This window comes from Rubricoccus marinus (assembly GCF_002257665.1).
GTDB lineage: Bacteria > Bacteroidota > Rhodothermia > Rhodothermales > Rubricoccaceae > Rubricoccus > Rubricoccus marinus.
Window position 1 is genome coordinate 3,396,124 of record NZ_MQWB01000001.1, and the last position, 23,045, is coordinate 3,419,168.

Sequence of the window (23,045 nt, forward strand, 5' to 3'; positions counted from 1 at the left end):
GGGCCGTTCTCTACGGGCCTCTGGCGCGTGGGTTCTCGCCAGCGGCTCAGCGCACGCGCACGCGCTGCCCGATGCGGATGTCGGTCGAGCGCAGGCCGTTGATCCGCACCAGTTCGTCCAGCGTCGTGTTGTACTCCCGCGCGATGCCGTAGAGCGTGTCGCCGCGGCGGACCGTGTGGGTACGCGGCTGCTCGGAGATCTGCACCGGCGCGGGAGCGGCCACGTCGCCAGCGGCCCCCTCGGCCGTCGCCCCCGCAGACCGGGCCTCTGGCGGGGCGGCGTTGAGGCCTGCGGCGCCGAGCCCCTGGAGGCCCCGAACGCGCGGGTTCGCCCGCGCGACCTGTGCCGCCACGGACTGGTACGCCTCGTCGTTGATGCCCGTGACGGTTACGACGCCATCGCGGGCGGCCACCTCCACGTCGAGCGTGCGCGTGCGGAGATCGGCCACGAGCGCGAGGCGGACGGCCGTCGCGAGGCGGAGATCGGCCATGCCGGCCTGCAGCGAACGCGCCGGCAGGCTCTGGGCAACGGCCGGAGCGCCAGAGGCGACGAGGAGCAGAAGCGTGAGGGTGCGGAGCATGGGGCGGCAGGGGGGGCGCCTAAAAATACAGGCACGCCCGGAGCCTCTGGCGCGAGCAGTTGCAGGCCAGGACAAGATGTCTTATCGTTCATCGACGATGATCGATCACGTTCCTGTTTCACCAACACCCCCACTCCTATGAAGACCTCCTGTTGCGGCTGCTGCGGCACCGATCTCTGCACGTGCGGAGGCGACTGCTGCTAACGCCCCGCCGGTGGGCCGGACCTGTTCCGGCCCGCCGGCCCTGGTTTCCATGACGACACCCCCCGAAACGCTCGCGCCTCTGGCGAAGGCCCTCGCCCATCCCGCCCGGCTCCGCGTGCTCGCGGCGCTCGGCGCCAGAGGCGAGTGCCTGTGCGGCGAGATCGTCGAGGTCGTCGGCCTCGCGCAATCCACGGTCTCGCAGCACCTGAAAGTGCTTCGCGAGGCCGGGCTCGTGACCGGGACCGTAGACGGCCCGCGCACCTGCTACTGCCTCTCCCCCGCCGGCATCGCGCACGCGAAAGACGCCTTCACCTCCCTGTTCGACGACCTCCACGGCCATGCCTGCTGCTAACCCTGGCGCCTCGCCGGTCGCCTCTGGCGCGATGTCCGCGCTAGAAGGCTCCGACCACCACGACGTGTTTTCCGATGCGCGCCCGCTCGTCCTGTTCGTGTGCACGCACAACTCCGCGCGCTCCCAGCTCGCCGAGGGCCTCTTGCGCCAGAAGTACGGCGCCCGCTACCGCGCCGAGAGCGCCGGGACCGTCGCCAGAGGCGTCCACCCGCTCGCGGCCGAAGCGCTCCAGGCCGTCGGCATCGACGCGAGCGCGCACACGTCGAAAACGATTGAGAGTCTGGGAGACCTCACGCCCGACGTTGTCGTGACGGTTTGCGACAACGCGCGCGAGGCGTGCCCGTACATCCCGGCGGAGCGCAACCTCCACCACGCCTTCCGCGACCCCTCGGCGGTGGAGGGCACCGACGATGACCGGCGGCGCGCCTTTGCCGAGGTCCGCGAGGAGATCGCCGACTGGCTGGACGCCACCTTCGGATGATCCGGCCCGCGGCCCCTGGCGAGTGGCCCGCCGTCCTCGCGCTCGTCGGCGCCAGCGGCCTGCCTACCGCAGATCTCAGGCCCGAGCACGTCGGCGCGTTCTGGGTCGCCAGAGGCGCCTCGGGCGAGGTCGCCGGGTGCGTGGCCATCGAGACGCATGGGGACCACGGCCTCTTGCGGTCGCTCGCTGTCTCGCCAGAGGCGCGCGGACAGGGGCTCGGTGGCGCGCTCGTGGACGCCGCGCTGGGGCGGGCGGCCGAGCGCGGCATCCGACGCCTGGTGCTTCTGACCACGACGGCCGAGGACTTTTTCCAGAGGAGAGGCTGGGCCCCGATCGCGCGAGAGGCGCTGCCTCTGGCGGTGCAACAGTCGAGCGAGTTCACCGGCGGGTGCTGCGCGAGCGCCGTGTGTCTGGGACGCGAGTTGCCCACGGCGAAGGGCGAACCGGAGTGACCCGCGTGACGGGGCACGGGCACCCGGCGTCCTGACGTTCGTACGCCCTGACCTCTCTTCCCCCGCACGCATGCGCCGCTTTCTCGCTCTTCCCCTCGTCGCCGTTGCCGCCCTCCTCGCCAGCGGCTGCTCCGGCACCATCGACAGCGCCTACGGCGTGCCAGACGCGACGCGGTGGACCTACTTCCAGGCCGACACCGAGGCCATCGCGAGCGCGATGGAGCGCGCGCTGAACCGCACCGGCTACCAGGTGGAGCGCGTCGGCCGCACAGATGCGGGCGAGGTGGCGCTCACGGTCTCCCTTGCCGGCGGCTCCGCGGACTTTACCGAGGTGCTGATCCAGCCCTTCACGGACCCCGACGCCGTGTTCTCCTCGCGCGTGCAGACGCTCCCACGCCAGCGGCCGATTCCGGACGACCTCCGCGTGGCCGTCATGGCCGACCTGTAGCCGCCGCGCGCCTCTGGCGAGACGCCGGAGGCGCGTCGTAGTCTCGGCGCATGACCCGCGCCCTCCTCCTCTCCCTGGCGGTCCTGCCGCTAGCGCTCGCGGGCTGCCGCAGCACGATGCCCGCTACCGAGCCCGCCGAAACGGACGCGCTTCGCCAGAGGATCGAAGCCATCGCGGCGCGATATCCCGAGGCGACGGTTGCCGTGGCCGTGCGCGATGGAGAGACCCGGCTGGACATCGCCGCCGACCGGCCGTTCCATGCCGCGAGCACGATGAAGGTGCCGGTCATGATCGAGGCGTTTCGTCAGGTAGAAGCCGGGCGCCTCGCCTGGGACGATTCCATCGATGTCGTCAACCGCTTCACGTCCATCGTGGACGGCTCCCCGTTCTCCATCGGCGACGACTCCGACGACGGGCTCTACGAACGGCTGGGTACCCGGATGCCTCTGGCGGACCTCACGCGCCGGGCCATCACGACCTCGTCCAACCTCGCGACGAACCTCATGATGGAGGTCCTGACGGCGGACTCCGTGCAAGCCACCACGCGCGCGCTCGGCGGCGAGGGCGTCCTCGTGCTCCGCGGCGTGGAGGATCTCAAAGCCTTCGACGCCGGGCTCAGCAACCTCGCCACCGCCAGAGGCCTGGCCGCGCTGATGCTCGCCATCCAAGACGGCCGCGCCGTCTCGCCCGAGGCCTCTGGCGACATGGTGGAGATCCTGCTGGCGCAGGAGTTCGGAGAGATGATCCCGGCAGGGTTGCCAGCCGGCGTCCGCGCCGCGCACAAAACCGGCTGGATCACGCACGTCCACCACGACGCCGCCATCGTCTACCCGCCAGAGGCCGCCCCGTACGTGCTCGTGATCCTGACCGAAGGCATCGACGATCACGGTCGCGCCGCCGCGCTCGGCGCCGAGATCGCGGCCGCGGTCCACGCCGCGTTGCGCGGCGCGTAGCCTCTGGCGCCAGAGGCGATTCGCGCCAGAAGCCGAGCGGCGGCGCCAGAGGCAGGGCTAGCCCTTGACGAGCGCCTTGAGCACGAAGAAGACGTTCTCCTTCCGCTCGCGCAAGCGGCGCGTGAAGTACGGGCCCCACTCCGTCCCGTAGGGGACGTAGGTGCGCATGTTGTAGCCCTGCCGCACGAGGTCGGTCTGCGTCTCCTCACGAAGGCCGTAGAGCATCTGGAACTCGAAGCGGTCGGCGGTGATGCCTTCCTGCGTCGTGTACGCCTTGACGGCCTCGATGAGCTGGTCGTCATGCGTGGCGATGCCGGGGTAGCGGGCCGAGGTGAGCAGCGTGCGCGCGTGGTCCATGTAGGCCTCGCGGATGGCGGGCATGCCGGGGTACGCCAGCGTGGCCGGCTCCGCGTAGGCGCCCTTGCAGATCCGCACGCGAGCGTTGAGTTCGGCCATGCGGGCCACGTCGCCGTAGGTCCGCTTGAGGTACGCCTGCAGGACGGTCCCCACGTGGTCCGGGTACTCCGGGTACACGCGCTCAAAGATGTCGAGCGTGGACTGCGTGATGTCCGAGCCCTCCATGTCCAGCCGCACGAACAGGTCCGTCGCCTTGGCGCGGTCCAGGAGGTCGCGGAGGTTGGCCTCGCAGAACTCGGTGTCGATCACCTGCCCGATCATGGACAGCTTGATCGAGATGCCGACGGCCTCTGGCGGCGCGCCCCGCCGGTCGCGGTAGTCCGCGAGGGTTTCCACGAGGTCCCCGTACTCGGTCGCGAAGCCCTCGGCGCGCGAGCGCTCCGGGACGTGCTCTCCGAGGAGGTCCAGCGTGATAAACCGGCCGGAGCCCAGGATGGGGTCGAGCGCGGGGAGCGCGGCGTCAAGGGACTCGCCCGCGACGAAGCGTCGGGCCAGCGCGAAAGGGAGCTTCATGGGTGCGGATCCGGGGCGCCAGAGGCGGCGCGCGGAAAGCTACGCGAGCGACGAGAGAAGAGGTCCGCGCCCGATGGAACGATATGTGCGCTTCCTTTTGAAAATGGCTCTACGGGGATTTACACCACCATCCCAGGACGATTTCTGCCGCTACCGCTACAATTCGTGACGCCCCCTCCCCCCCCTACCCCGGCGACCCCACCGAGCCACCTCGACGGGTTTCTTCCTGAGGGCCTCTCCGCTGCAGAGGTCCGGCGCGGGCGGCTGGTGGTGAGCTTCGCGATGCTCGCCATCGTCGGCTACGCCGCGGCGATGCTCGCGCTGGGCTGGCTCGGATGGAGCCGGAGCTTCGCCGGCGTCGGGATCGCGGCGCTGGTCAACCTCCTCGCGCTCGGCGGCCTGCGCAAACAGACCTGGTCCCTCGGCGCGGCGGCCTGGGTCGTGTTCCCGATGCTCATCCTCACCGTGTTCGGCGTCGCGTGGGAGGACCTGGGCCTCGGCGCCCCGATCCTGATGTGGCTCGCGACGGTCCCCATCATCGCGGCCCTCGCCAGAGGCAAGCTCCTGGCGACGGTTTCGGCCATCCTGATCGCCTCTGGCGCGGTCGTGATGGCCGTGTGGGGCACGCTGAGCCCGTTCCCGCAAACGGCCCCCGCCCTCGTTACCACCATCGTCGCGATGATGAGCCTCGCGGGGGTTGCCGTGACCGGCGCCATTATCGGGCAGATCTACGAGCGCTCCGTGGGCGCGGCGTTGGAAGAGCAGGGCCGCTCCCTGCGCGACCTCGCGGATGCGCTGCGCATGAGCGAGACCCGGTACCGGCTTGCCCTGGAAAACGTGCCGGTCGGCGTGGTGCAGACCACGCCAGACGGCCGGTTCTTGCTCGCCAACCGCGCGATGGCGGACCTCCTCGGCTACGAGTCCGTGGAGGAGCTCTCCGCCTCTGGCCGCGGTGCCGCGGACTTCTACGCGGCGCCAGAGGCCCGTGAGCACTTTGTCGAGGCGCTCCACCGCGACGGCTCCGTCCGGCGCTTTCAGACGGAGTGGAAGGACCGCCACGGCAAAACCATCCACGTCCGCATCGACGCGCAGGGCAAGTTCGGCAGCGGGGGCTCCCTGCTCGGTATCGAGGGCATCGTGGAGGACGTCTCCGCCGAGCACGAGGTGCGAGAAAAGCTGCGCACGAGCGAGGCGCGCTTCCGGGCCCTCGTGCAGCGCTCGTCCGACGTCGTGGTGGTCGCCAACGCAGAGAGCCACATCAGCTACGTAAGCCCGTCGATCGAGCAGGTGCTGGGCTACACGGTCGGGCAGACTCTCGGCCGCCCCATCTTCTCGTTTCTCCACCCGGACGACGTACCCGGCGCCACGGCGCTCTTCAGCTCTGTGCGCCAGCACGCGGCGATGGTGCCGCCCACGGAGTTCCGCCTGCGCCACGCCGACGGGCACTACCTCTTCGCCGAGGGCGTCGGGACGCCCCTGTTCGAGGACCCGGCGATTCAGGGCCTCGTGATCAACTTCCGCGACATCACGGACCGCAAGCGCGCCGAAGCCGTGTTGGTGCACGCCAAGGAACAAGCCGAGGAAGTCGCGCACCTCAAGAGCACGTTCCTCGCCAACATGAGCCACGAGATCCGGACGCCGCTGACGGGCATCCTGGGCTTCGCGGACATCCTGGCCGACGAGGTGACTGACCCGCAGCAGCGGGAGTTCGTGCAGCTTATCGAGCAGAGCGGCAAGCGTCTGTTGGACACGCTCAACTCCGTCCTGGACCTCGCGCGGCTGGACGCCGGGCACATGGACTTCACGACCGAGCCGGTGCTCCTCTCCGAGGCCGCGCGCCAGGCCGCGCAGTTGCTCGCGCCTCTGGCGCACAAAAAAGGCCTCACGCTGGAGGCCATCATCCAAGACGAGGACGCCAAAGCCGACCTGGACCGGAGCGCGCTGGACCGCATCCTGACGAACCTCGTCGGCAACGCGATCAAGTTCACCGAGAGCGGCGGCGTGCAGGTCATCGTGCGCGCGTCCGAGGACGAGGTGGCGCTCGATGTGGTCGATACCGGCGTCGGCATCAGCGAAGACTTTCTGCCGCGGCTGTTCGAGGAGTTCCAGCAGGAGTCCTCTGGCGCGCAGCGGAGCCACGAGGGGTCCGGCCTGGGCCTCGCGATCACGCGCCAGCTCACCGAGCGGCTGGACGGCAGCCTGACCGTTCAGAGCGTGCTGGGCGTCGGCACCACCTTTTCCGTGACGTTCCCGACGCGGCTCCGCAGCGACGCGGCGCCGGTGACCGCGCGCCGGCCACGCGTGCTGATCGTGGACGACAACACCCAAACGCTGCGCATGGCCGAGCGCATGGTGGAGTCCTCCTACCGCGTCGACACCGCCTCGTCGGCAGCGGACGCCGAGTCCCTGGCGCAGAACGCGTCCGAAGCCTACGACCCTTACGACGTCCTCCTGCTCGACATCAATCTCGGCACGCTGGACACCGGCGAGGACCTCATGCGCCGCCTCCGCCAGAGGCCGCCCTACGACGACCGCCCCATCATCGCGTTTACCGCCTACGCGCTCCCAGGCGACCGCGAGCGCTTTCTCGCCACCGGCTTCGACGGGTACTTCTCCAAGCCGTTCACGCGAGAGACGCTGCTCGCCACCCTCGGCGACGCCAGCGGCCACGCCCCCGAGCCGGAGCCGCCGATGCCGCGCTTTATCGTGCGCAACCGCGACTTCGCCCCGGAGCAGGCCGTGACCGCCTCTGGCGAGGCGCTGCGCTTCGAGGACTGACGGGCGCCAGAGGCCTCTGGCGGAACCCGGCGCGGGCCGGGAGGATCATGCGGGCATGACCACCCTCGCCATCGTCGGCGCTGGGGCTGCGGGCCTTGCGGCCGCTCACGCCCTGCGCGATTCCGACCTCGCCGTCACCGTTTTCGAGAAGAGCCGCGGCGTCAGCGGCCGCGCCGCCACGCGCTGGCGCGACGCGACCGATGCCTCTGGCGCCCCGTTCCGGTGGCGCTATGACCACGGCGCGCAGTACGCTTCGCCAGAGGCCGGCTCGCGCGTCCACACGCTGCTCACCGAAACGCTCGACGCCAGCGGCCTGACCGACCTCAGCGGGACCGTCTGGCCGTTCGACGACGACGGCACGCTCCGGCCCGACCGCGCCCGCCAGGACCCCGGCCCGCGCCTCACCTACGAGGACGGTATCTCCTCGCTCGGTCGCCGCTTGCTGGACGCCGCACCAGGGGTGACGCTGCGCGGCAACACCCGCGTCGGCGCGCTCCACGTCGAGGGCGGCCTCTGGCGCGTGCACGCCGATAACGGCGCCGACCTGGGCGCGTTCGACGCCGTGTTGCTTACGCCGCCGGCGCCGCAGGCGGTCGAAATCCTCGGCGCGAGCACGATGGCCGACGGCTTGCGCCAGAGGCTCGTGGGCGCGCTGGGCGAGGCCGAGTACCGGAGCCAGTTCACGGCTGTCCTCGCGTTCCTGGAGCCCGTCGCACGCCCGGAGCCGTACGCGCTCGTCAACGCCGCCGAGCACGGGGAAGCGGGCGGCGGGCACGCCGTGGCGTGGCTGGCCGTCGAGAGCGACAAGCCGGGCCGCGCGCCAGAGGGCGGGACGCTGCTCCTCGCGCAGATGAGCCCGGCGTGGACCCAGGCGCACTACGACGACGCGAAAGACCTCGTGATCGCCGCGGCCACGCGCGAGATCGAATCGCTGATGGACGCCTCGCTCCCCGCGCCCGACTGGGCCGATACGCAGCGCTGGAAGTACGCGCTCCCCAACGAGGGCGCCGACGCGGCTACGCTGGAGACCGGCGAGGACGAAGGCCTGTTTTTCGCCGGTGACGCCATCGCAGGCAAAGGCCGCGTGCACCTCGCGCTGGAGTCCGGGATCGCGGCCGCCGACCGCATCCGCGAGCGCCTCTAGCCTCTGGCGCCAGAGGCCCAGCGCTCGCTACTCCTCGTCCGCGTTGCGCGCCCGCCGGTCCGCCAGAACCGAGTGCTTCACGCCCTCGCCGAAAAGGCACAGCCCCGCGTTGAGCACGCACAGCGCGAGCGTGCCGTAGGCCACGTACGACTCGCCGCGGCCCTTGCGCAGCGTCGCCTCGCCCACGAGCGAGACGCCCAGCCCGACGCCCACGAGCCCTGCGGGCGCGAGGCGGATCCACTTCTCGCGGTGCCGCTGGCGGCGAGCTTCCTGGATGGCAAAGGTGGGATCGTAGGGCGCGTCGGGGAGCGGCATCGGAGGTGGGGCGTTGAGCAGGCGTTCCCAACCGCCCACCTGCTCCCCCGTTCCGTGCCCGACCCGCTCGCCTCCGGCGCCATCGCCGACCTCCGGCAGTCCTACGAGAAAGGCGCGCTGGACCGCGCCGACCTGCCCGACGACCCGATGGCGCTGTTCCTCGCGTGGTTCGAGGACGCCCGCGAGGGCGGCGTCGCCGAGCCCAACGCGATGACGCTCGCGACCGTCAGCGCCTCTGGCGAACCGTCGGCCCGCGTCGTGCTCCTCAAGGGCGCCGACGCCAGAGGCTTCGCGTTCTACACCAACCTGGAAAGCCGGAAATCGCGCGAGGTGAAGGCGACGGGCCGCGCCGCGCTCGTGTTCTGGTGGGAGCCGCTGCAGCGCCAGGTCCGCGTCGAGGGACCCGTCGAGCCTGTGCCGGCGCCAGAGGCCGACGCGTACTACGCGAGCCGCCCGCGAGGCAGCCGGCTGGGCGCGTGGGCCAGTCCGCAGAGCGAGGTGATCCCCTCGCGCGACGTGCTGGAAACGCGCCAGGCCGAGGCCGAGGCGCGCTTTGAGGGCGAGAGCATCCCGCGCCCGGATTTTTGGGGCGGCTGGCGCGTCGTCCCCGAGCGCGTGGAGTTCTGGCAGGGCCGCCCGAGCCGCCTCCACGACCGCTTCCGCTACACGCGCGACGCCGCCTCTGGCGACGGCGGCCTCTGGCGCGTCGACCGCCTCGCGCCCTGAGCGTCCGGCGCCCTGAGCGTCCGGCGGAGATCGCCGGGCCTCTGGCGCCAGAGGCAGAGCATTCGGGCTAGGCTGAGCGGTGCGGAGCAACTATCGTAGCAGGGCTCCGTCTCGGACGAGACCCCTCGTGCACTGCCCGCTCCGCCTTCCCGCTTTATGACCCGGTTCCTCCCCGTCGCGCTCGCGCTTCTCCTCGCCCCCGCGGCGCTCGCCCAAGACGTCCTCGAGCGCGTCGACGCGTTCCTCACCGCCGCTCACGAGGCGGGCCAGTTCGACGGCTCCGCACTCGTCGCCAGAGGCGACGAGATCGCGTACGAGCGGGGCTTCGGCCAGGCCGAGCGGTCGTGGGGCATACCCAACGCGCCGGACACGCGGCACCGCATCGGCTCCGTCACCAAGCAGTTCACGGCCGCGCTCGTCTTGCAGCTCGTCGAGGCGGGCGAGATCGAGTTGGACGCGCCCATCACGCGCTACCTCCCGGACTACCCGGCGGCGCAGGGCGCCGTGACGGTCCACCAGCTTCTCTCGCACACCGGCGGGATCCCGGAGCACACCAACCGGCCCGACTTTGTGGACATCATGCGCGACCCGGTCGCGCCAGAGGCCTTTCTGGAGGTCTTTTCCGGCGAGCCGCTCGACTTCGAGCCGGGCAGCGACTACCGCTATTCCAACTCGGGCTACTTCCTGCTCGGCGTCATCATCGAGCGCGTTACAGGGCAGCCGTACGCCGAGGCGCTCCGCCAGAGGCTCCTCGAACCGCTCGGCCTCTCGGACACCGTGTACCAGGACAACACGACGGTCCTGGACCGGATGGCGAGCGGCTACGACCGCGTGGGCGCCGACGTCCGCCACACGGCGTACATCGACACGGGCATCCCGTACGCGGCGGGCATGATGGTCTCCACCGTCCGCGACCTCCACACGTGGACGCGTGCGCTCCACGCCGCCCGGCCGTTCGGGAGCGCCGAAACGCTTACGCGCATGACGACGCCCGTGATGAACAGCTACGCCTACGGCATCGACAACAGCATGATGCCCATGGGCGGGGAAATGGTGCGGGCCATCGGCCACAGCGGCGGCATCCCGGGCTTCCGCTCCATGCTCATCTACTTCCCCGAGAGCGAGGAGACCGTCGCGCTCGTCAGCAACACCAGCGACGAGGCCGGGGCTCTGGCGCGCTCCGTCGGCCAGATCCTCCACGGCGGCGACGTGCCGCTCCCCATGCGGCCTCTGGCGCTCACGCTCTCCGAGATCATCGGGACCGACGGCGTGGACGCCGCGCTGGCGCGGGCTCGCGAGGCGCGGGCCTCTGGCGAGCGCTTCGACGAGAACCAGCTCAACCAGGTCGGCTACGCGCTTCTCGGCGAGGGCGAGGTACAAGACGCGATCCGCGTCTTCGCGCTCAACGTCGAGCTGTTCCCCGACGCCGCGAACCCCTACGACAGCCTCGGCGAGGCGTACGTCGCCGCGCGCGACCCCGAGAACGCGAGCGCCAACTACCTCCGCTCGCTCGAACTCGACCCGAGCAACGACAACGCGCGCGAGATGCTGCGCCGCATCGGCGTGGAGCCGCCAGAGGCCGAGGCGGTCGCGCTCACGCCAGAGGCGCTGGAGCCCCTCGTCGGCCGCTACGCGCTCGCGCCGACGTTCGTGATCGAGATCACGCGCGAGGGCACCCAGCTCTACGGCCAGCCCACCGGCCAGCCGCGCGTCGCGCTCACACCGCTGACCGCGACCCGGTTCGAGGTCGTGGGCGTGGACGCGCAGGTCTCGTTCACGCTGGAGGGCGCGGGCCCCGCCACCACGCTCACGCTGCACCAGAACGGCCGCAACCAGCCCGGCGCGCGCGTCGAGTAGCCGCTGGCGCCAGAGGCGCCGCACACGGAGTAGGTTCAGATTCGCCAGAGGCGCTCTCGCCTCTGGCTCCCAATCCGCTTCGATGGACGCACCGCTTTACTCCTGCCTCACCAAAGCCAGCAATCGCGAGTCGGGCGTGCCGCGTGCGTCGGCAAACTGGGTAGTCTCGCGCCGGGGACGCTTTGTAGTGTTCCCCGACCGCATCCGCGTCGGCGACTGGGTGATCCCGTTCGAGGAGGTGAGTCACGCCGTGCTCTACCGGATTCCCTACTTGCCGTTTGTGGATGCCAGCGTTCTGGAACTCAGCGACGGGGAGACCACCTACCAGTTTGGGTTCAATCCCTGGGCGCATCCCGAGCGGCACTTCCCAATCCCTGTAGAGGAGAGGCGGGAGACGATGCGGTACTCCGCATTTAGCGTCGGTATTCGCGTCGCGGCAGTGGCCTATGGGCTCTACTTGATCTGGGAATGGGCCACATGACAGACGCCGTCACCACCATCCGCCCCGAGGCCTCTGGCGACCGCGCCGCCGTCCACGCGCTCAACGCCGACGCGTTCGAGACGCGCGCCGAAGCCGACCTGGTAGACCGCCTCCGCGAGCAGGCCGAGGGGTACGTCGGTCTCATCGCGGAGGCGAGCGGCGAGATCGTCGGACACATCGCGTTCTCGCCCGTCACCCTCGCGCCCGCGCACCCGCACCTCGACGTGCGCGGCCTCGCACCCATGGCCGTCGCGCCGGGGCGCCAGAGGCAGGGCGTCGGCTCCGCGCTCGTCCGCGCCGGGCTGGCAGCCTGCCAAGCCTCTGGCGCCGACGCCGTCGTCGTGCTCGGCCACCCCGCCTACTACCCGCGCCTCGGGTTCGCCTCTGGCGCGCTCGCGTGCGCCTACGACGTGCCGCCAGAAGCGTTTATGGCGCTCGCGCTCACGCCGGGCGCGCTGGAGGGCGTGGCGGCGACGGCGCACTACCACCCGGCGTTCGACGAGCTGTAGCGCCAGAGGCTACCGCCTCTTTTTACGCGTGCCGCCGCTCTGCTGGATCAGCTTGGCGACGAGCGCCGTCCAGCCCGTCTGGTGGCTCGCGCCCAGCCCGGCGCCGGTGTCGCCGTTGAAGTACTCGTAGAAGAGCACGCGGTCCTCTCCCTGAAGCATGTCCACGCCGCCGTGGACGGGGCGCTGGCCGCTGGCGTCCTGCAGGAACAGCGCGGTGAGGCGCCGCGAGAGGTCGCCGGCTACGTCCCAGAGGTTCTGTGTCTCGCCAGAGGCCGTCGGCATCTCCACCTGCAGGGCGTCGCCGTAGTAGTAGTCGTACTTCTGCAACGACTCGATCATGAGGTAGTTGAGCGGAAACCAGATCGGGCCGCGCCAATTCGAGTTGCCGCCGAACAGGCCGGAGGTGGACTCGGCGGGCTCGTAGGCCACGGTGTGCGTCTCCCCGTTCGCGCTAAAGCTGTACGGGTTGGCCTCGTGCTCCTTGGAGAGGCTGCGCAGTCCGAACTCGCTCAGGAACTGGTCCGAGTCCAGCAGGCGCGCCAGGATGCGGCGCAGGCGCGTCTCGTCCACGATGGAGAGCAGGCACCGGTCGCCGCGGCCGTGCTCGCGCAGGAACGTGAGGTTCTCCATCAGCTCCGGGCGGTTCTCGATAAACCAGCGCATCCGCCGCGCGAACCGCGGCAGCGCCTCGAACACGTCCGGCTCCAGCGTCTCGATCGCGAAGAGCGGGATGAGCCCCACGAACGAGCGGATCTTGAGCGGCGTCTGCCGCCCGTCCGGCGTCTCGATCGCGTCGTAGTAGAAGCCGTCGTCCTCGTCCCAGAGGCCGGGGCCGCCCTCGTCGTTGATGGCCTTGGCGATGTAGACGAAGTGCTCGAAGAACTTGGTGGCCACGTCCTCATAGGCCGGGCGCGTGCGGGCGAGTTCGATCGAGATGGCGAGCATGTTGAGGCAGTACATCGCCATCCACGCCGTGCCGTCGGCCTGGTCCAGGTGGCCGCCGGTGGGCAGCGGCGCGCTCCGATCGAACACGCCGATGTTGTCCAGCCCGAGAAAGCCGCCCTGGAAGACGTTGTTGCCCTCGTCGTCCTTCTGGTTGACCCACCACGTAAAGTTGAGCAGCAGCTTGTGGAAGGCGCTCGCGAGGAAGTCCGTGTCCGGCCCGCCGTTGTGGTCGCGGTCGATCTGGTAGACGCGCCACACGGCCCAGGCGTGGACGGGCGGGTTCACGTCCCCGAAGTCCCACTCGTAGGCCGGAAGCTGCCCGTTGGGGTGCTGGTACCACTCGCGCATGAGCAGCGTGAGCTGCCGCTTGGACCACTCCGGGTCCAAGAGCGCCATCGGGATCATGTGAAAGGCGAGGTCCCAGGCGGCGTACCACGGGTACTCCCACTTGTCCGGCATGGAGAGCACGTCCAGGTTGTAGAGGTGCGTCCAGTCGTGGTTGCGGCCGTGCCGGCGGGCCTCTGGCGGGGGCGGGAACGCGGGGTCCCCGTCGAGCCAGAGCTTGGGGCTGTAGTGGTAGAACTGCTTGCTCCAGAGCAGCCCGGCAAACGCCTGGCGCTGCACGTTGCGCTCGTCGTCGCTCAGGCCGGGCGCCTGGAGCGCGTCGTAAAAGGCGTCGGCCTCGTGGATGCGGGTGCGGAACGTGGCGTCGAAGTCCGCGAACGGGTCGGCGTGGTCCTCTGGCGCGTAGCGCACCTCGACGACGAGCGACTCGCCGGGCGCGACCGTCGCGTGGATGTGGGCGGCCGCTTTGGTGCCGCGCCGCTCCGGGTTGACCGCGTCCGCCTCGCCGTCCACGATCGCACGGTGGAACGCGTCCTTGACGTAGGGCGAGAGGCTGGGCGAGCCGAACAGCCGCTCCCGGTTCGTCTCGTTCTCGGTAAACATCAGCGCCGCCGACTCGGCGCCAGAGGCCCGGACGGACCACCACCGGTCGCCGAGGTGGCGGTGCTCGCCGTGCACGCGCAAAAGACCTCTGGCGCCAGAGGCATCGCGGAGGGTCGGCTTGGGGCGGTCGTCGTAGCCCCAGGACCACGTGTTGCGGTACCAGACGTGCGGCAGGAGGTGGAGGGGAGCCGCCTGGGGTGCGCGGTTGGTGGCGGTGATGCGGCACAGGATGTCGTTCTCCCCCGCTTTCGCGTACTCGATGCCTACATCGAAGTAGCGGCCCTCGGCGAGCGCGTCTCCGATGGCGTCCGTCAGTTCGTACTCCGGGTCGTGGTAGCCTCGCGCCAGGTTTTCCCGGACCAGCTGCTCATACGGGTAGGCCACCTGCGGGTAGGCGTAGTGCATCCGCATGTAGCTGTGCGTCGGCGTGCCGTCTACGTAGAAGTAGTGCTCCTTGACGTCCTCGCCGTGGTTGCCCTGCGGCCCGCTGACGCCGAAGAACCGCTCCTTGAGGATGGCGTCCTGCTCGTTCCACATCGCGACGCCGAGGCAGACGTTCTGCATCCGGTTGCAGAAGCCCGCGATGGCGTCCTCGTTCCAGCGGTAGGCGCGGCTGTGCGCGTGCTCGTGCGGGAAGTAGTCCCACGCGTCGCCAGAGGCGCTGTAGTCCTCGCGGACGGTCCCCCACGCACGGTCGGCGACGTACGGCCCCCAGTTTTTCCAGTCGGCCTCGCGGGCTTCGGAGGTGGCGAGCCGCTGGTGTTCGGCGGTATCGGGACGGGGCATACGAGCGGGCGGGAATGTCGGCGGGGGCCTCTGGCGAGGGCGCGGAAAGCCTCAGACCGCCAGAGGCGGGCGCGGTTCGGGCCGCTGGCGCGAGAGGCGGGAACGTCCGGACGCGCGCGAGGTCGGAGCGCGCATGATGCGACCCCGGCGGTGGCTCCTGTTCAGCGCGCTCGCGCTTCTCCCATCCGCGGCGCACGCGTCGGACTTCTCCGGCGTCGTGACCATCGTGTTCGGCATCCCGGGTTTGCTCGTCGCCACCGTCGCCGCCTCCGCGTTCCTGTTGGTTGAGCCGAGCCGCGTGCAGAAGGCTTCGGCGGCCGCTCTCTTCCTGCCGGTCCTCGCCGCCGCGGCGTGGGTCTTCGTAGGGGACACCGCCCGGATGATGCGGCGTGGCCTGCCCGACGACCTCCTGATCAGCGCGGGGTACGTGCTGCTGCTCCTCGTTCTGGCCGCCCTCGTCGCGCGGATCCTCCTCCGGCCTCTGGCGCCAGAGGCTCGGGGCCGAACGGAGTAGCGCGCGAGCCGCCGCGCTGGTCACGCGGGAACCCACTTCTGGCGGCCGCGCTGCTGTCCACCGCGTCAGCACGGTCCGATACCACCCCACGTGCGCGGGCGTTTAGCGCGGATCCCTGCCGCTTCTGGCGGCTAGAATCGCCCTAGCCCACCGCTTCCGCCTCTGGCGGACCTCCGATGCCTGCGCTCCCCGCCGTCCTCGCTGTTTTGCTCCTCGCCTGCGCCTCTGGCGCGCCGGCCTCTCCTGATCCCGTGCCCTCGCCGGACCTCGCGCCAGAGGCCGTGGTCAAGATCGTCGTGGGGGCGCTGCAACAGAACGACGAGCCGGCGGACGACGCGGGCATCGCGACGGCTTTCCGCTTCGCCTCGCCGGGCAACCAGGCCGCGACGGGGCCTTTGGCGCGGTTTACGGCCATGATCCGCGGCGGCTACAGCGACATGCTGGACTTCGAGCGCGCCACCTACGGCCGCATGGTGTTCCAGGGCGACGAGGCGGCGCAGCGCGTCACGCTCGTCCAGGCCAACGGGCGCCGCAGCACGTACGTGTTCGCGCTCTCGAAGCAGGTCGGCGGGGAGCGCGACGGCTGCTGGATGACGGACGCCGTAGTGCCGGTCGCGCCACAGGACGACGGATTGATCCGGACGTAGCCTCTGGCGCCAGAGGCCGCACAGTGTCGCTTACGCAAAAGAAGGCCTCGCCGCGGAGAACGGCGAGGCCTCGTAGATAGACTCTGGCGCCAGAGGCCCGCGCTCAGGTCGGGTCGCCGCCCGTCACGCCGAAGACCTCGCCGCTGATGTAGCCGGACTCCTGCGTGGCGAGGAACACGAACGTCGGCGCGATCTCCGCCGGCTGGCCGGGGCGGCCCATCGGCACCTGCTCGCCAAACGTCTCGATGGAGTCCTGCGGCTGGCCGCCAGAGGGCTGCAGCGGCGTCCAGAACGGGCCGGGCGCGACGGCGTTGACGCGCACGCCGCTCTCGATGGCCTGCTTCGCGAGCGCCTTCGTGAACCCGATGATGGCCCACTTGGTGGAGGCGTAGTCCAGCAAGTTGGCAGACGGCTTGTAGCCCTGAACCGAGGTCACGTTGATGATCGTCCCGCCCGCCGGGATGTGCGGCAGCGCCGCCTTGGAGAGCCAGAACATGGCGTAGACGTTCGTCTTGTACGTCCGGTCGAACTGCTCCGTCGTGATGTCCTGGATGGACTCCTGCGCGGTCTGGTTGCCCGCGTTGATGACGAGCACGTCCAGCCCGCCCAGCTTCTCGCGCGCGTCCTCGACGAGTTGCACGCAGAACGATTCGTCCTGCAGATCACCGGGGAGCCGCACGAGCGTGCCGCCCTCGCCTTCGATGAGGTCCGCGAGCGACTGTGCGTCCTTCTCCTCGCTCGGCAGGTAGTTGATCGCGACGGCCGCGCCTTCGCGGGCGTACGCAATCGCCGTCGCGCGGCCGATGCCGGAGTCGCCGCCGGTGATGAGCGCCTTGCGGCCCTCCATGCGGCCGAAGCCGCGGTAGGAGGTCTCGCCGTGGTCCGGCTCGGGCTCCATCTTCGTGGTGAGGCCGGGGGCCTCTTGCGGCTGGCGGGGGAACGGCGGGCTCGGGTACTGCGAGCGCGGGTCCTGCATCGCGTACTGATTGGGGGTGTCGGACATGGGGGTGGAAGGGTGTTGAGAAAGGACCGGTCCAACCGTTTGCCCGCCCCGAGGTTCGCCTCTGGCGCCAGAGGCGCGCACTGGAGACCTCCATCCCTTGCTGCCCAATCAGCGCGGTTCATCCATGAGCACGACGCCTCATCCCGCCCGCCACAGCTTGTACCTCGCGCTCGGAGCAGTAGGCCTCCTCCCCACTGCGCTTGCTGCGCTCGCGGTAAGTGATTTGGCGTTTAGCGCGATCGGGGTTGAACTCCCTGCGGTGCTGGGAGGCCTCGTCGGGTCCATCGCGCTCGTCGCTCTCCTCGGCTCCGTCATCTCCGTGCCCGTTGGTCTGGCAGCGCTCGGGAGCTACCGACGCAGAACGCCGCCGTCGCGCTCCCGAACGGCGTGGACGGCCGTGGTGCTCGCGTTGATGTCGCCGCTGGCGTGGGCCGCGGGCGTCCTCCTCTGTGAGGTCGTGTTCGCGATGTAAACGCTCTGGTTTGTTTCGGTAAGAGCCTCTGGCGCCAGAGGCAGACCGTCGCGCCCAGACAGAATGAGGCCCCGCCGCAGAGAAGTGGCGGGGCCTCGTGGACAGCCCTGGCGAAGCCGTCCGGGGGGACAGCGCGAGAGTACGGCCTGGGAGTGACACGGGTGCGTCACCCACCCCGTCGCGGGCCGTCCGGAAGCGCGAGCGCATCGCCTGCCGGACGCCAGAGGCCTCTGGCGCTGCCTGCTCAGTCCATCATGCGGCGCAGGAACGCCGGCACGTCGGGGTCGCCTCCCTTCTTGATCCGCTCGCCGGGCTCGGCGGGCAGCTCGCTGATGCGGAGGCGCTTGACGTTCTTGAGCGGGACGGCGCTCGGGCTCTCCTCCACCTCGCGGGACTTCTCCGACGGGGGTGCCACGCGCGAGCGGCGCTCGTACGCTGGCTTGTCGAGGTCGCGGAGGTTCGTCTCGCCCTTGTAGTGTGGCGAGACGTGGTGGTCGAGGTTGAGCGGGATGGAGCGCTGGATGACCTCTGGCGCCTCCTCGGGCGCGCCCTGGTTGGCATCGAAGCCCGTCGCCATGACGGTCACGCGGAGGTGGTCGCCCATCTCGGGGTCGATGACCGTTCCGAAGATGACCTCGGCCTCGTCGCCGGCCTGCTGCTGGATCACGCTCATGCCGTGCGTGGCCTCGCGGATGGAGAGGCTCGGCCCGGCGGTGATGTTGACGAGCACGTTGCGCGCGCCGTCGATGGAGATGCCATCGAGGAGCGGGCTCTCCAGCGCCTCGCGGGCGGCGCGCTCGGCGCGCTTGTCGCCAGAGGCGATAGCGGAGCCCATCAGCGCCGTACCACCGTCGAGCATCGTCGTGCGGACGTCGGCGAAGTCGAGGTTGATGAGGCCGTGGACGGTGATAAGCTCCGAGATGCCGCGGACGGCGTTGTAGAGCACGTCATCGGCCATTACGAAGGCGTCCACGAGCGTCGTGTCGTCCTCGGCGATGTCGAGCAGGCGCTCGTTGGGCACGATGACGAGGGTGTCGACGGTGTCGCGCAGGTTCTGAATCCCCTGCTCGGCCATGCGGAGGCGCTTTTTGCCCTCGCAGACGAACGGCTTGGTGACGACGGCCACCGTGAGGATGCCCATCTCCTTGGCGATGGCCGCGATGACGGGCGCGGCGCCCGTGCCGGTCCCGCCGCCCATGCCCGCGGTCACGAAGACCATGTCGCAGCCCTGGAGGGCGGCTTCGATCTCCTTGTGGCTTTCCTGCGCGGCCTCGGCGCCTACGCTGGGCCGGGCGCCTGCGCCGAGCCCGGACGTGCGCTCGCGGCCGATCTGAATCTTGAGCGGCGCCAGGTTGACCTGGAGCGCCTGCGCGTCGGTGTTCACGGCCGTGAACTCCACGCCGTGGATGCCCTTGGCGAGCATGTTGTTGACGGCGTTACCGCCGCCGCCGCCGCAGCCGATGACGCGGATGTTGGCGTCTGTGGGAGCGTCGTCGTCGAATGCGAATCGTGTGCTGAAATCTTCCATGGTGTGTCCCTCCGGAATGAATGCTAAGGGTTGCCCGTCCTGTAGTGAATCGTGGTGAAGTCTAGAGCTCGTCGAACCAGTCCTTCATGCGAGCCGCGATGCGGTCCATGAGGCCCCGGCTGTCGTCGGCGTGGCCGACGTCATCGGTGACGAGGCTCGGCTCGGGATCGCTGAGGACGGGCGTGCCGCCCTGTCCGTCTCCGTTCCCGATGCTGCCGTCGCCGCTGCCGGAGATAGCCGCAGGCGCCTCTCGCGGTTGCGGATTCTGAGCGAGGAGCGACGCGCCAGAGGCGGACCCCGCTCGGAGGGCGTGCAGCACGAGGCCGACGCCGGTTGCGTACTTCGGGCTCGCGACTTCCTCGGCGAGGCCGCCGGTCAGCCCGATGGGGCGACCGATGCGGGCTTCGAGCCCGAGGATTTCGGAGGCCAGTTCGGCGGTGCCCGGGATGAGCGCGCCGCCGCCGGTCAGGACCACGCCTGCCGAGAGGTGGCGGCCGTAGCCGGAGCGCTTGATCTCGATCGCGGCGATCTCCAGGATCTCCTCGATGCGCGGCTGGATGATCTGCGCGAGCGCCGACTGCGAGATCGACTTGTCCGGGCGCCCACCGATGCCGGGAATCGTGATCTCTTGGTCGGTGTCCACGAGCCCCACGAGGGCGGAGCCGAACTGGTGCTTCAGGCGCTCAGCCTGATCTTCCAGCACGCCGAGGCCCTTGCGGATGTCGTGCGTCACCATGTCGCCGGCGACGGCGATCACGGCGGTGTGGCGGATCGTGTTGTCCTCGAACACGGCCACGTCGGTCGTGCCGCCGCCGATGTCGATCAGGACGACGCCGACCTCTTTCTCGTCCTCGTGGAGCACGGCGTACGAGGACGCCAGAGGCTCCAACACGATGTCGTCCACGCGGTTGCCGGCCTTCTCGATGCAGCGGTAGATGTTCTTCGCGGCCGAGACGAGTCCGGTGATGATGTGGACGTTGGCCTCCAGGCGGACGCCGCTCATGCCGATGGGGTCGGCGACGCCGTCCTGGCCGTCCACGATGAACTCCTGCGGGAGCACGTGGAGGATCTCGCGGTCGGCGGGCATGGCCACGTGGCGCGTGTCCTCCAGGAGGCGCTGCACGTCCTCGCGGTCGATCTCGCCGCCGGTGACGGTGATGACGCCGCGGCTCTGGAAGCTCTGGATGTGGTCGCCAGCGATGCCGACGACGGCGCTCTCGACGCTCACGCCGGCGGCGCGCTCGGCTTCGGAGACGGCCGTCTTGATGGCGTGGACGGTCTTGTCGATGTTGACGACGACGCCGCGGTTGACGCCGTTGCTCTCGGCGACGCCGACGCCGCGGATGCGGATTTGGTCTTGGTCGTCCGAACTGGCGACGACCGCACAGATTTTACTGGTCCCGATGTCGACTCCGACAACGATGCGCTCGTTCTCGATCATGAGTTTGGGGGTGTGGGGGTAGGGGATGCGACGGGTGTGGAGCCTGAGCCAGGTCCCTCGGCGGCAGGCTCCAAAGCCTCCGAGGGAGTGGTGCCCGCATCGCCAGAGCCTCTGGCGGGAGCGGGAGTTGGGGTGTCGCCAGAGGCCTCTGGCGAGGTGCCGCCCGCGGAGCGCGTCGGCGGCAGGATCTCCTGCGCGACGACTTGCCCGGCAAAGCGGAGGTCGACGAGCCGCAGCGGCACGTCGGGGCGGGTGAGGACGGCCTGCTCCCAGAAGGCGCCGAGGCGCGTGAGCGCGTCGGCGTGGCCGGTGCGGCCGAGCCGGACAGGGATCGTCCCCCGGCCGGCGACGGGCTCGGTGTAGAGCGTCGCGCCCGATTCGGACCAGACGACTTCGCTGATGAGCGCGTCCACGCCATCGTCCGCGCTGGCGAGCGCGCCGAGGAGTTCGCGGATGCCCGCGTTGCGGATGGGCTGCGTCGGGTGGTAGGCGGGAAGGCGGCCGCGCAGCAGCGGCACGTCCTCGGTCTCAGCGCCAGAGGCGGGCACGGGCATCGCAAAGCCCACTGCGTCGAGGTAGTGGTGCGGGCGGCCGTCGGCGTCGAGCACGAGCGCGACGGGGGTGCGCTCCTCCACGGCGATGCGGAGCGAGCCGGTGGGCAGGCGGCGCAGGCGCGCCTCGCGTACCCACGGGTGGCGGCGCACGCGGTCGGCGACGAGCGCGAGGTCGATGCCGTAGAGCGCGACCGGGACGGCCTCATCCGGCGCGACGCCCGCAAGCGTGGACACGTCCTCTGGCGCCGCGCGGTGCGTGCCGACCACCCGGACCTCTTCCAGCGGGAGCGTGCGGTGCCACACCCACGCGGCCACGAGGCCGACGCAGAGCGCGACCAGGCCGAGGGCGCGGCCGATCTTGCGCAGCTTGCGGCGGCGGTCCTGCTGCTGTGCGGTGAGCGTTTTCGAGGTGCGCTTAGCCATCGGTCTCGGCGCCGGAGGCGGGATCGTGGCTGGGGTCGTTCGGGGCCTCTGGCGTCTCGCCAGAGGATGCGGCTGCGCCAGAGGCCTCTGGCGACGACGGCAGCGCGTCGAGAAAGGCCTGGCCGTAGCGCCACACGTCGCCCGCGCCCATCGTGACCACGAGGTCGCCGGGGCGGGTGAGCATCTTGAGCGAGAGCGGGAGGTCGTTCTTGTCCTGCACGTAGTGCACGTCGCGGTGGCCGTACTGGCGCGCCAAGCCGGCGATCAACTCGCCGGTGATGCCCTCGATGGGCTCCTCGCGGGCGGGGAACACGTCGGTCAGGACCAGCACGTCGGCGTCGTAGAACGCCCGCGCGAACTCCTCCTGGAGGTCCCGGGTGCGGCTGTACAGGTGCGGCTGGAAGACGGCCACGACGCGGCGCTCGGGCCAGCCCTTCGCGGCGGCCTCTAGCGTGGCCTCCACTTCGGTGGGGTGGTGCGCGTAGTCGTCCACGACGAGCACGCTGCTCTCGCCAGAGGCCTCGGCGTCGCGGGTGTAGCCCTCGCCCTTGATCTGGAAACGGCGCTCGACGCCCTCGTAGGCCGCGAGCCCTTCGGCGATGGTGGAGAACGGCACGTCCAGTTCCAGGCCGACACCGATGCACGCGAGCGCGTTGCGCACGTTGTGCAGCCCGGGCGCGTGGAGCGTGATGCGGCCCATGCGCTCGGAGTTGAACATGACGTCGAACTGCGTCGCGGCGCCGATCTGCTCGATGTTCTCGGCGCGGAGCGTGGCCTGCCGGCTCGTGCCGTAGGTGATCACGCGGCGGTGGATGTCGCCCACGACCGAGCGCACGTTCTCGTCGTCCAGGCACAGAATGGCGGCGCCGAAGAACGGGACGCGGTTGGCGTACTCCACGAACGTCTCCTTGATGTCCGCGAGGTCCTTGTACGTGTCGAGGTGGTCTTCCTCGATGTTCGTAATGACCGCGATGACGGGCGTGAGCCGGAGGAACGTGCGGTCGTACTCGTCGGCCTCGACGACGATCACGTCGCCGTCGCCGCTGACGGCGTTGGCGCCAAAGGAGGCCACCTTTCCGCCGACGATGATCGTCGGCTCCAAGCCTGCGTGCTTGGCCATCATGCCGACCATCGTCGTCGTGGTCGTCTTGCCGTGCGTGCCCGCGATGCCGACGCCCTGGCGCATCCGCATGAGCTCGCCGAGCATCTCGGCGCGCTTGATGCGCGGGATGAGGCGCCGCTTCGCCTCCACCGTTTCCGGGTTGAGGTCCGCCTTGACCGCTGACGAGTACACGACGACGTCCACGTCCTGCACGTTTTCCGCCTGGTGCCCCTCGTAGATCGTCGCGCCGAGCGTTTCGAGCCGCGCCGTCGTGTCGCTCTTCTTGAGGTCCGAGCCCGTGATCTCAAAGCCTCTGGCGATGAGCACCTCGGCGATGGAGGACATGCCGATCCCGCCGATCCCCACCATGTGGATGCGGCGCACGCGTCCCATCTGGTCGCGGGAGCGGCCTCTGGCGTCGGAAGCGGGGCGGGAGTCGGTCACAGGTGGCGTTGGGATTCGGGTGGTGTGG

The 23,045-nt window shown here is 70.2% G+C and carries 22 protein-coding genes and 1 pseudogene; 14 read left to right on the forward strand and 9 right to left on the reverse strand.

Annotated features, from left to right (window positions below; genetic code table 11):
• Positions 1 to 46: 46 nt before the first annotated feature.
• Positions 47 to 580, reverse strand: a complete 534-nt coding sequence (locus tag BSZ36_RS14365; RefSeq protein WP_094550153.1) for a LysM peptidoglycan-binding domain-containing protein — start codon at positions 578 to 580, stop codon at positions 47 to 49.
• Between the two features lie 253 nt (positions 581 to 833).
• Between BSZ36_RS14365 and BSZ36_RS14370 the strand changes: the two genes are divergently transcribed.
• The 5 genes from BSZ36_RS14370 (at position 834) to BSZ36_RS14390 (ending at position 3,470) form a co-directional block, all read left to right on the forward strand.
• On the forward strand, positions 834 to 1,136 hold the full coding sequence (locus BSZ36_RS14370; protein WP_094550155.1) for an ArsR/SmtB family transcription factor: 303 nt from the start codon (positions 834 to 836) through the stop codon (positions 1,134 to 1,136).
• On the forward strand, positions 1,123 to 1,617 hold the full coding sequence (locus BSZ36_RS14375) for an arsenate reductase ArsC (protein WP_218827680.1): 495 nt from the start codon (positions 1,123 to 1,125) through the stop codon (positions 1,615 to 1,617). Before BSZ36_RS14370 ends, BSZ36_RS14375 begins: the two co-directional genes overlap by 14 nt.
• A complete protein-coding gene (gene arsN2, locus BSZ36_RS14380) occupies positions 1,614 to 2,069 on the forward strand; it encodes an arsenic resistance N-acetyltransferase ArsN2 (protein ID WP_094550159.1) in 456 nt (151 codons plus the stop codon). Before BSZ36_RS14375 ends, arsN2 begins: the two co-directional genes overlap by 4 nt.
• A 70-nt stretch (positions 2,070 to 2,139) precedes the next feature.
• Positions 2,140 to 2,517, forward strand: a complete 378-nt coding sequence (locus tag BSZ36_RS14385; protein ID WP_094550161.1) for a hypothetical protein — start codon at positions 2,140 to 2,142, stop codon at positions 2,515 to 2,517.
• Between the two features lie 50 nt (positions 2,518 to 2,567).
• Positions 2,568 to 3,470 (forward strand): serine hydrolase, encoded by a 903-nt coding sequence (locus BSZ36_RS14390; RefSeq protein WP_218827681.1) that lies wholly within the window; start codon positions 2,568 to 2,570, stop codon positions 3,468 to 3,470.
• 57 nt (positions 3,471 to 3,527) lie between these two features.
• On the opposite strand, the gene BSZ36_RS14395 is transcribed toward BSZ36_RS14390, so the two are convergent.
• Entirely contained in the window at positions 3,528 to 4,400 is an 873-nt protein-coding gene (locus BSZ36_RS14395) for a proline dehydrogenase family protein (protein WP_094550163.1), read from the reverse strand.
• A gap of 165 nt (positions 4,401 to 4,565) precedes the next feature.
• On the opposite strand from BSZ36_RS14395, the gene BSZ36_RS14400 reads away from it, so the two are divergent.
• The gene (locus tag BSZ36_RS14400; protein ID WP_143536912.1) at positions 4,566 to 7,178 is read left to right on the forward strand and encodes a PAS domain-containing hybrid sensor histidine kinase/response regulator; all 2,613 of its coding nucleotides are present in this window, start codon (positions 4,566 to 4,568) and stop codon (positions 7,176 to 7,178) included.
• Between the two features lie 55 nt (positions 7,179 to 7,233).
• A complete protein-coding gene (locus tag BSZ36_RS14405; protein ID WP_094550167.1) occupies positions 7,234 to 8,322 on the forward strand; it encodes an NAD(P)/FAD-dependent oxidoreductase in 1,089 nt (362 codons plus the stop codon).
• A gap of 27 nt (positions 8,323 to 8,349) precedes the next feature.
• On the opposite strand, the gene BSZ36_RS14410 is transcribed toward BSZ36_RS14405, so the two are convergent.
• Positions 8,350 to 8,637, reverse strand: coding sequence for a hypothetical protein (locus tag BSZ36_RS14410; protein WP_094550169.1), 288 nt, complete (start codon positions 8,635 to 8,637; stop codon positions 8,350 to 8,352).
• A gap of 54 nt (positions 8,638 to 8,691) precedes the next feature.
• Here BSZ36_RS14410 and pdxH point away from each other — a divergent pair, with 54 nt between their 5' ends.
• The 4 genes from pdxH (at position 8,692) to BSZ36_RS14430 (ending at position 12,210) form a co-directional block, all read left to right on the forward strand.
• Positions 8,692 to 9,363, forward strand: a complete 672-nt coding sequence (pdxH, locus tag BSZ36_RS14415; protein ID WP_218827682.1) for a pyridoxamine 5'-phosphate oxidase — start codon at positions 8,692 to 8,694, stop codon at positions 9,361 to 9,363.
• A 156-nt stretch (positions 9,364 to 9,519) separates the two neighbouring features.
• Positions 9,520 to 11,220, forward strand: coding sequence for a serine hydrolase (locus BSZ36_RS14420; protein WP_094550171.1), 1,701 nt, complete (start codon positions 9,520 to 9,522; stop codon positions 11,218 to 11,220).
• A gap of 82 nt (positions 11,221 to 11,302) precedes the next feature.
• A complete protein-coding gene (locus BSZ36_RS14425; RefSeq protein ID WP_143536913.1) occupies positions 11,303 to 11,701 on the forward strand; it encodes a hypothetical protein in 399 nt (132 codons plus the stop codon).
• Positions 11,698 to 12,210 carry a GNAT family N-acetyltransferase gene (locus BSZ36_RS14430; RefSeq protein ID WP_094551349.1) on the forward strand — a complete coding sequence of 171 codons (513 nt, stop codon included), beginning with the start codon at positions 11,698 to 11,700 and terminating at the stop codon, positions 12,208 to 12,210. The genes BSZ36_RS14425 and BSZ36_RS14430 overlap by 4 nt, the downstream gene beginning before the upstream one ends.
• Before the next feature lie 9 nt (positions 12,211 to 12,219).
• On the opposite strand, the gene BSZ36_RS14435 is transcribed toward BSZ36_RS14430, so the two are convergent.
• Positions 12,220 to 14,889, reverse strand: coding sequence for an MGH1-like glycoside hydrolase domain-containing protein (locus BSZ36_RS14435; protein WP_094550175.1), 2,670 nt, complete (start codon positions 14,887 to 14,889; stop codon positions 12,220 to 12,222).
• A 133-nt stretch (positions 14,890 to 15,022) separates the two neighbouring features.
• Here BSZ36_RS14435 and BSZ36_RS14440 point away from each other — a divergent pair, with 133 nt between their 5' ends.
• Positions 15,023 to 15,403: a hypothetical protein gene (locus BSZ36_RS14440; protein ID WP_094550177.1), complete on the forward strand. Its 381-nt coding sequence runs from the start codon at positions 15,023 to 15,025 to the stop codon at positions 15,401 to 15,403.
• Between the two features lie 176 nt (positions 15,404 to 15,579).
• Positions 15,580 to 16,050, forward strand: coding sequence for a DUF4864 domain-containing protein (locus tag BSZ36_RS14445; RefSeq protein WP_094550179.1), 471 nt, complete (start codon positions 15,580 to 15,582; stop codon positions 16,048 to 16,050).
• A 103-nt stretch (positions 16,051 to 16,153) separates the two neighbouring features.
• Here the strand turns inward: BSZ36_RS14445 and BSZ36_RS14450 are convergent, their stop codons facing one another.
• A complete protein-coding gene (locus BSZ36_RS14450) occupies positions 16,154 to 17,053 on the reverse strand; it encodes an SDR family oxidoreductase (protein WP_094550181.1) in 900 nt (299 codons plus the stop codon).
• A 124-nt stretch (positions 17,054 to 17,177) separates the two neighbouring features.
• On the opposite strand from BSZ36_RS14450, the gene BSZ36_RS14455 reads away from it, so the two are divergent.
• Positions 17,178 to 17,525, forward strand: a complete 348-nt coding sequence (locus tag BSZ36_RS14455; protein ID WP_143536914.1) for a hypothetical protein — start codon at positions 17,178 to 17,180, stop codon at positions 17,523 to 17,525.
• Positions 17,526 to 17,769: 244 nt separating this feature from the next.
• Here BSZ36_RS14455 and ftsZ read toward each other — a convergent pair whose 3' ends face one another.
• The 4 genes and pseudogenes from ftsZ to murC all read right to left on the reverse strand — a co-directional run.
• Positions 17,770 to 19,053: a cell division protein FtsZ gene (gene ftsZ, locus BSZ36_RS14460; protein WP_094550185.1), complete on the reverse strand. Its 1,284-nt coding sequence runs from the start codon at positions 19,051 to 19,053 to the stop codon at positions 17,770 to 17,772.
• A gap of 61 nt (positions 19,054 to 19,114) precedes the next feature.
• Positions 19,115 to 20,494: a cell division protein FtsA gene (gene ftsA, locus BSZ36_RS14465; protein ID WP_094550187.1), complete on the reverse strand. Its 1,380-nt coding sequence runs from the start codon at positions 20,492 to 20,494 to the stop codon at positions 19,115 to 19,117.
• A complete protein-coding gene (locus BSZ36_RS14470; protein WP_094550189.1) occupies positions 20,491 to 21,471 on the reverse strand; it encodes a cell division protein FtsQ/DivIB in 981 nt (326 codons plus the stop codon). The genes ftsA and BSZ36_RS14470 overlap by 4 nt, the downstream gene beginning before the upstream one ends.
• Positions 21,472 to 21,553: 82 nt before the next feature.
• A pseudogene (gene murC, locus BSZ36_RS14475) lies at positions 21,554 to 22,966 on the reverse strand (UDP-N-acetylmuramate--L-alanine ligase); the annotation flags it as partial.
• Between the last annotated feature and the right edge of the window lie 79 nt (positions 22,967 to 23,045).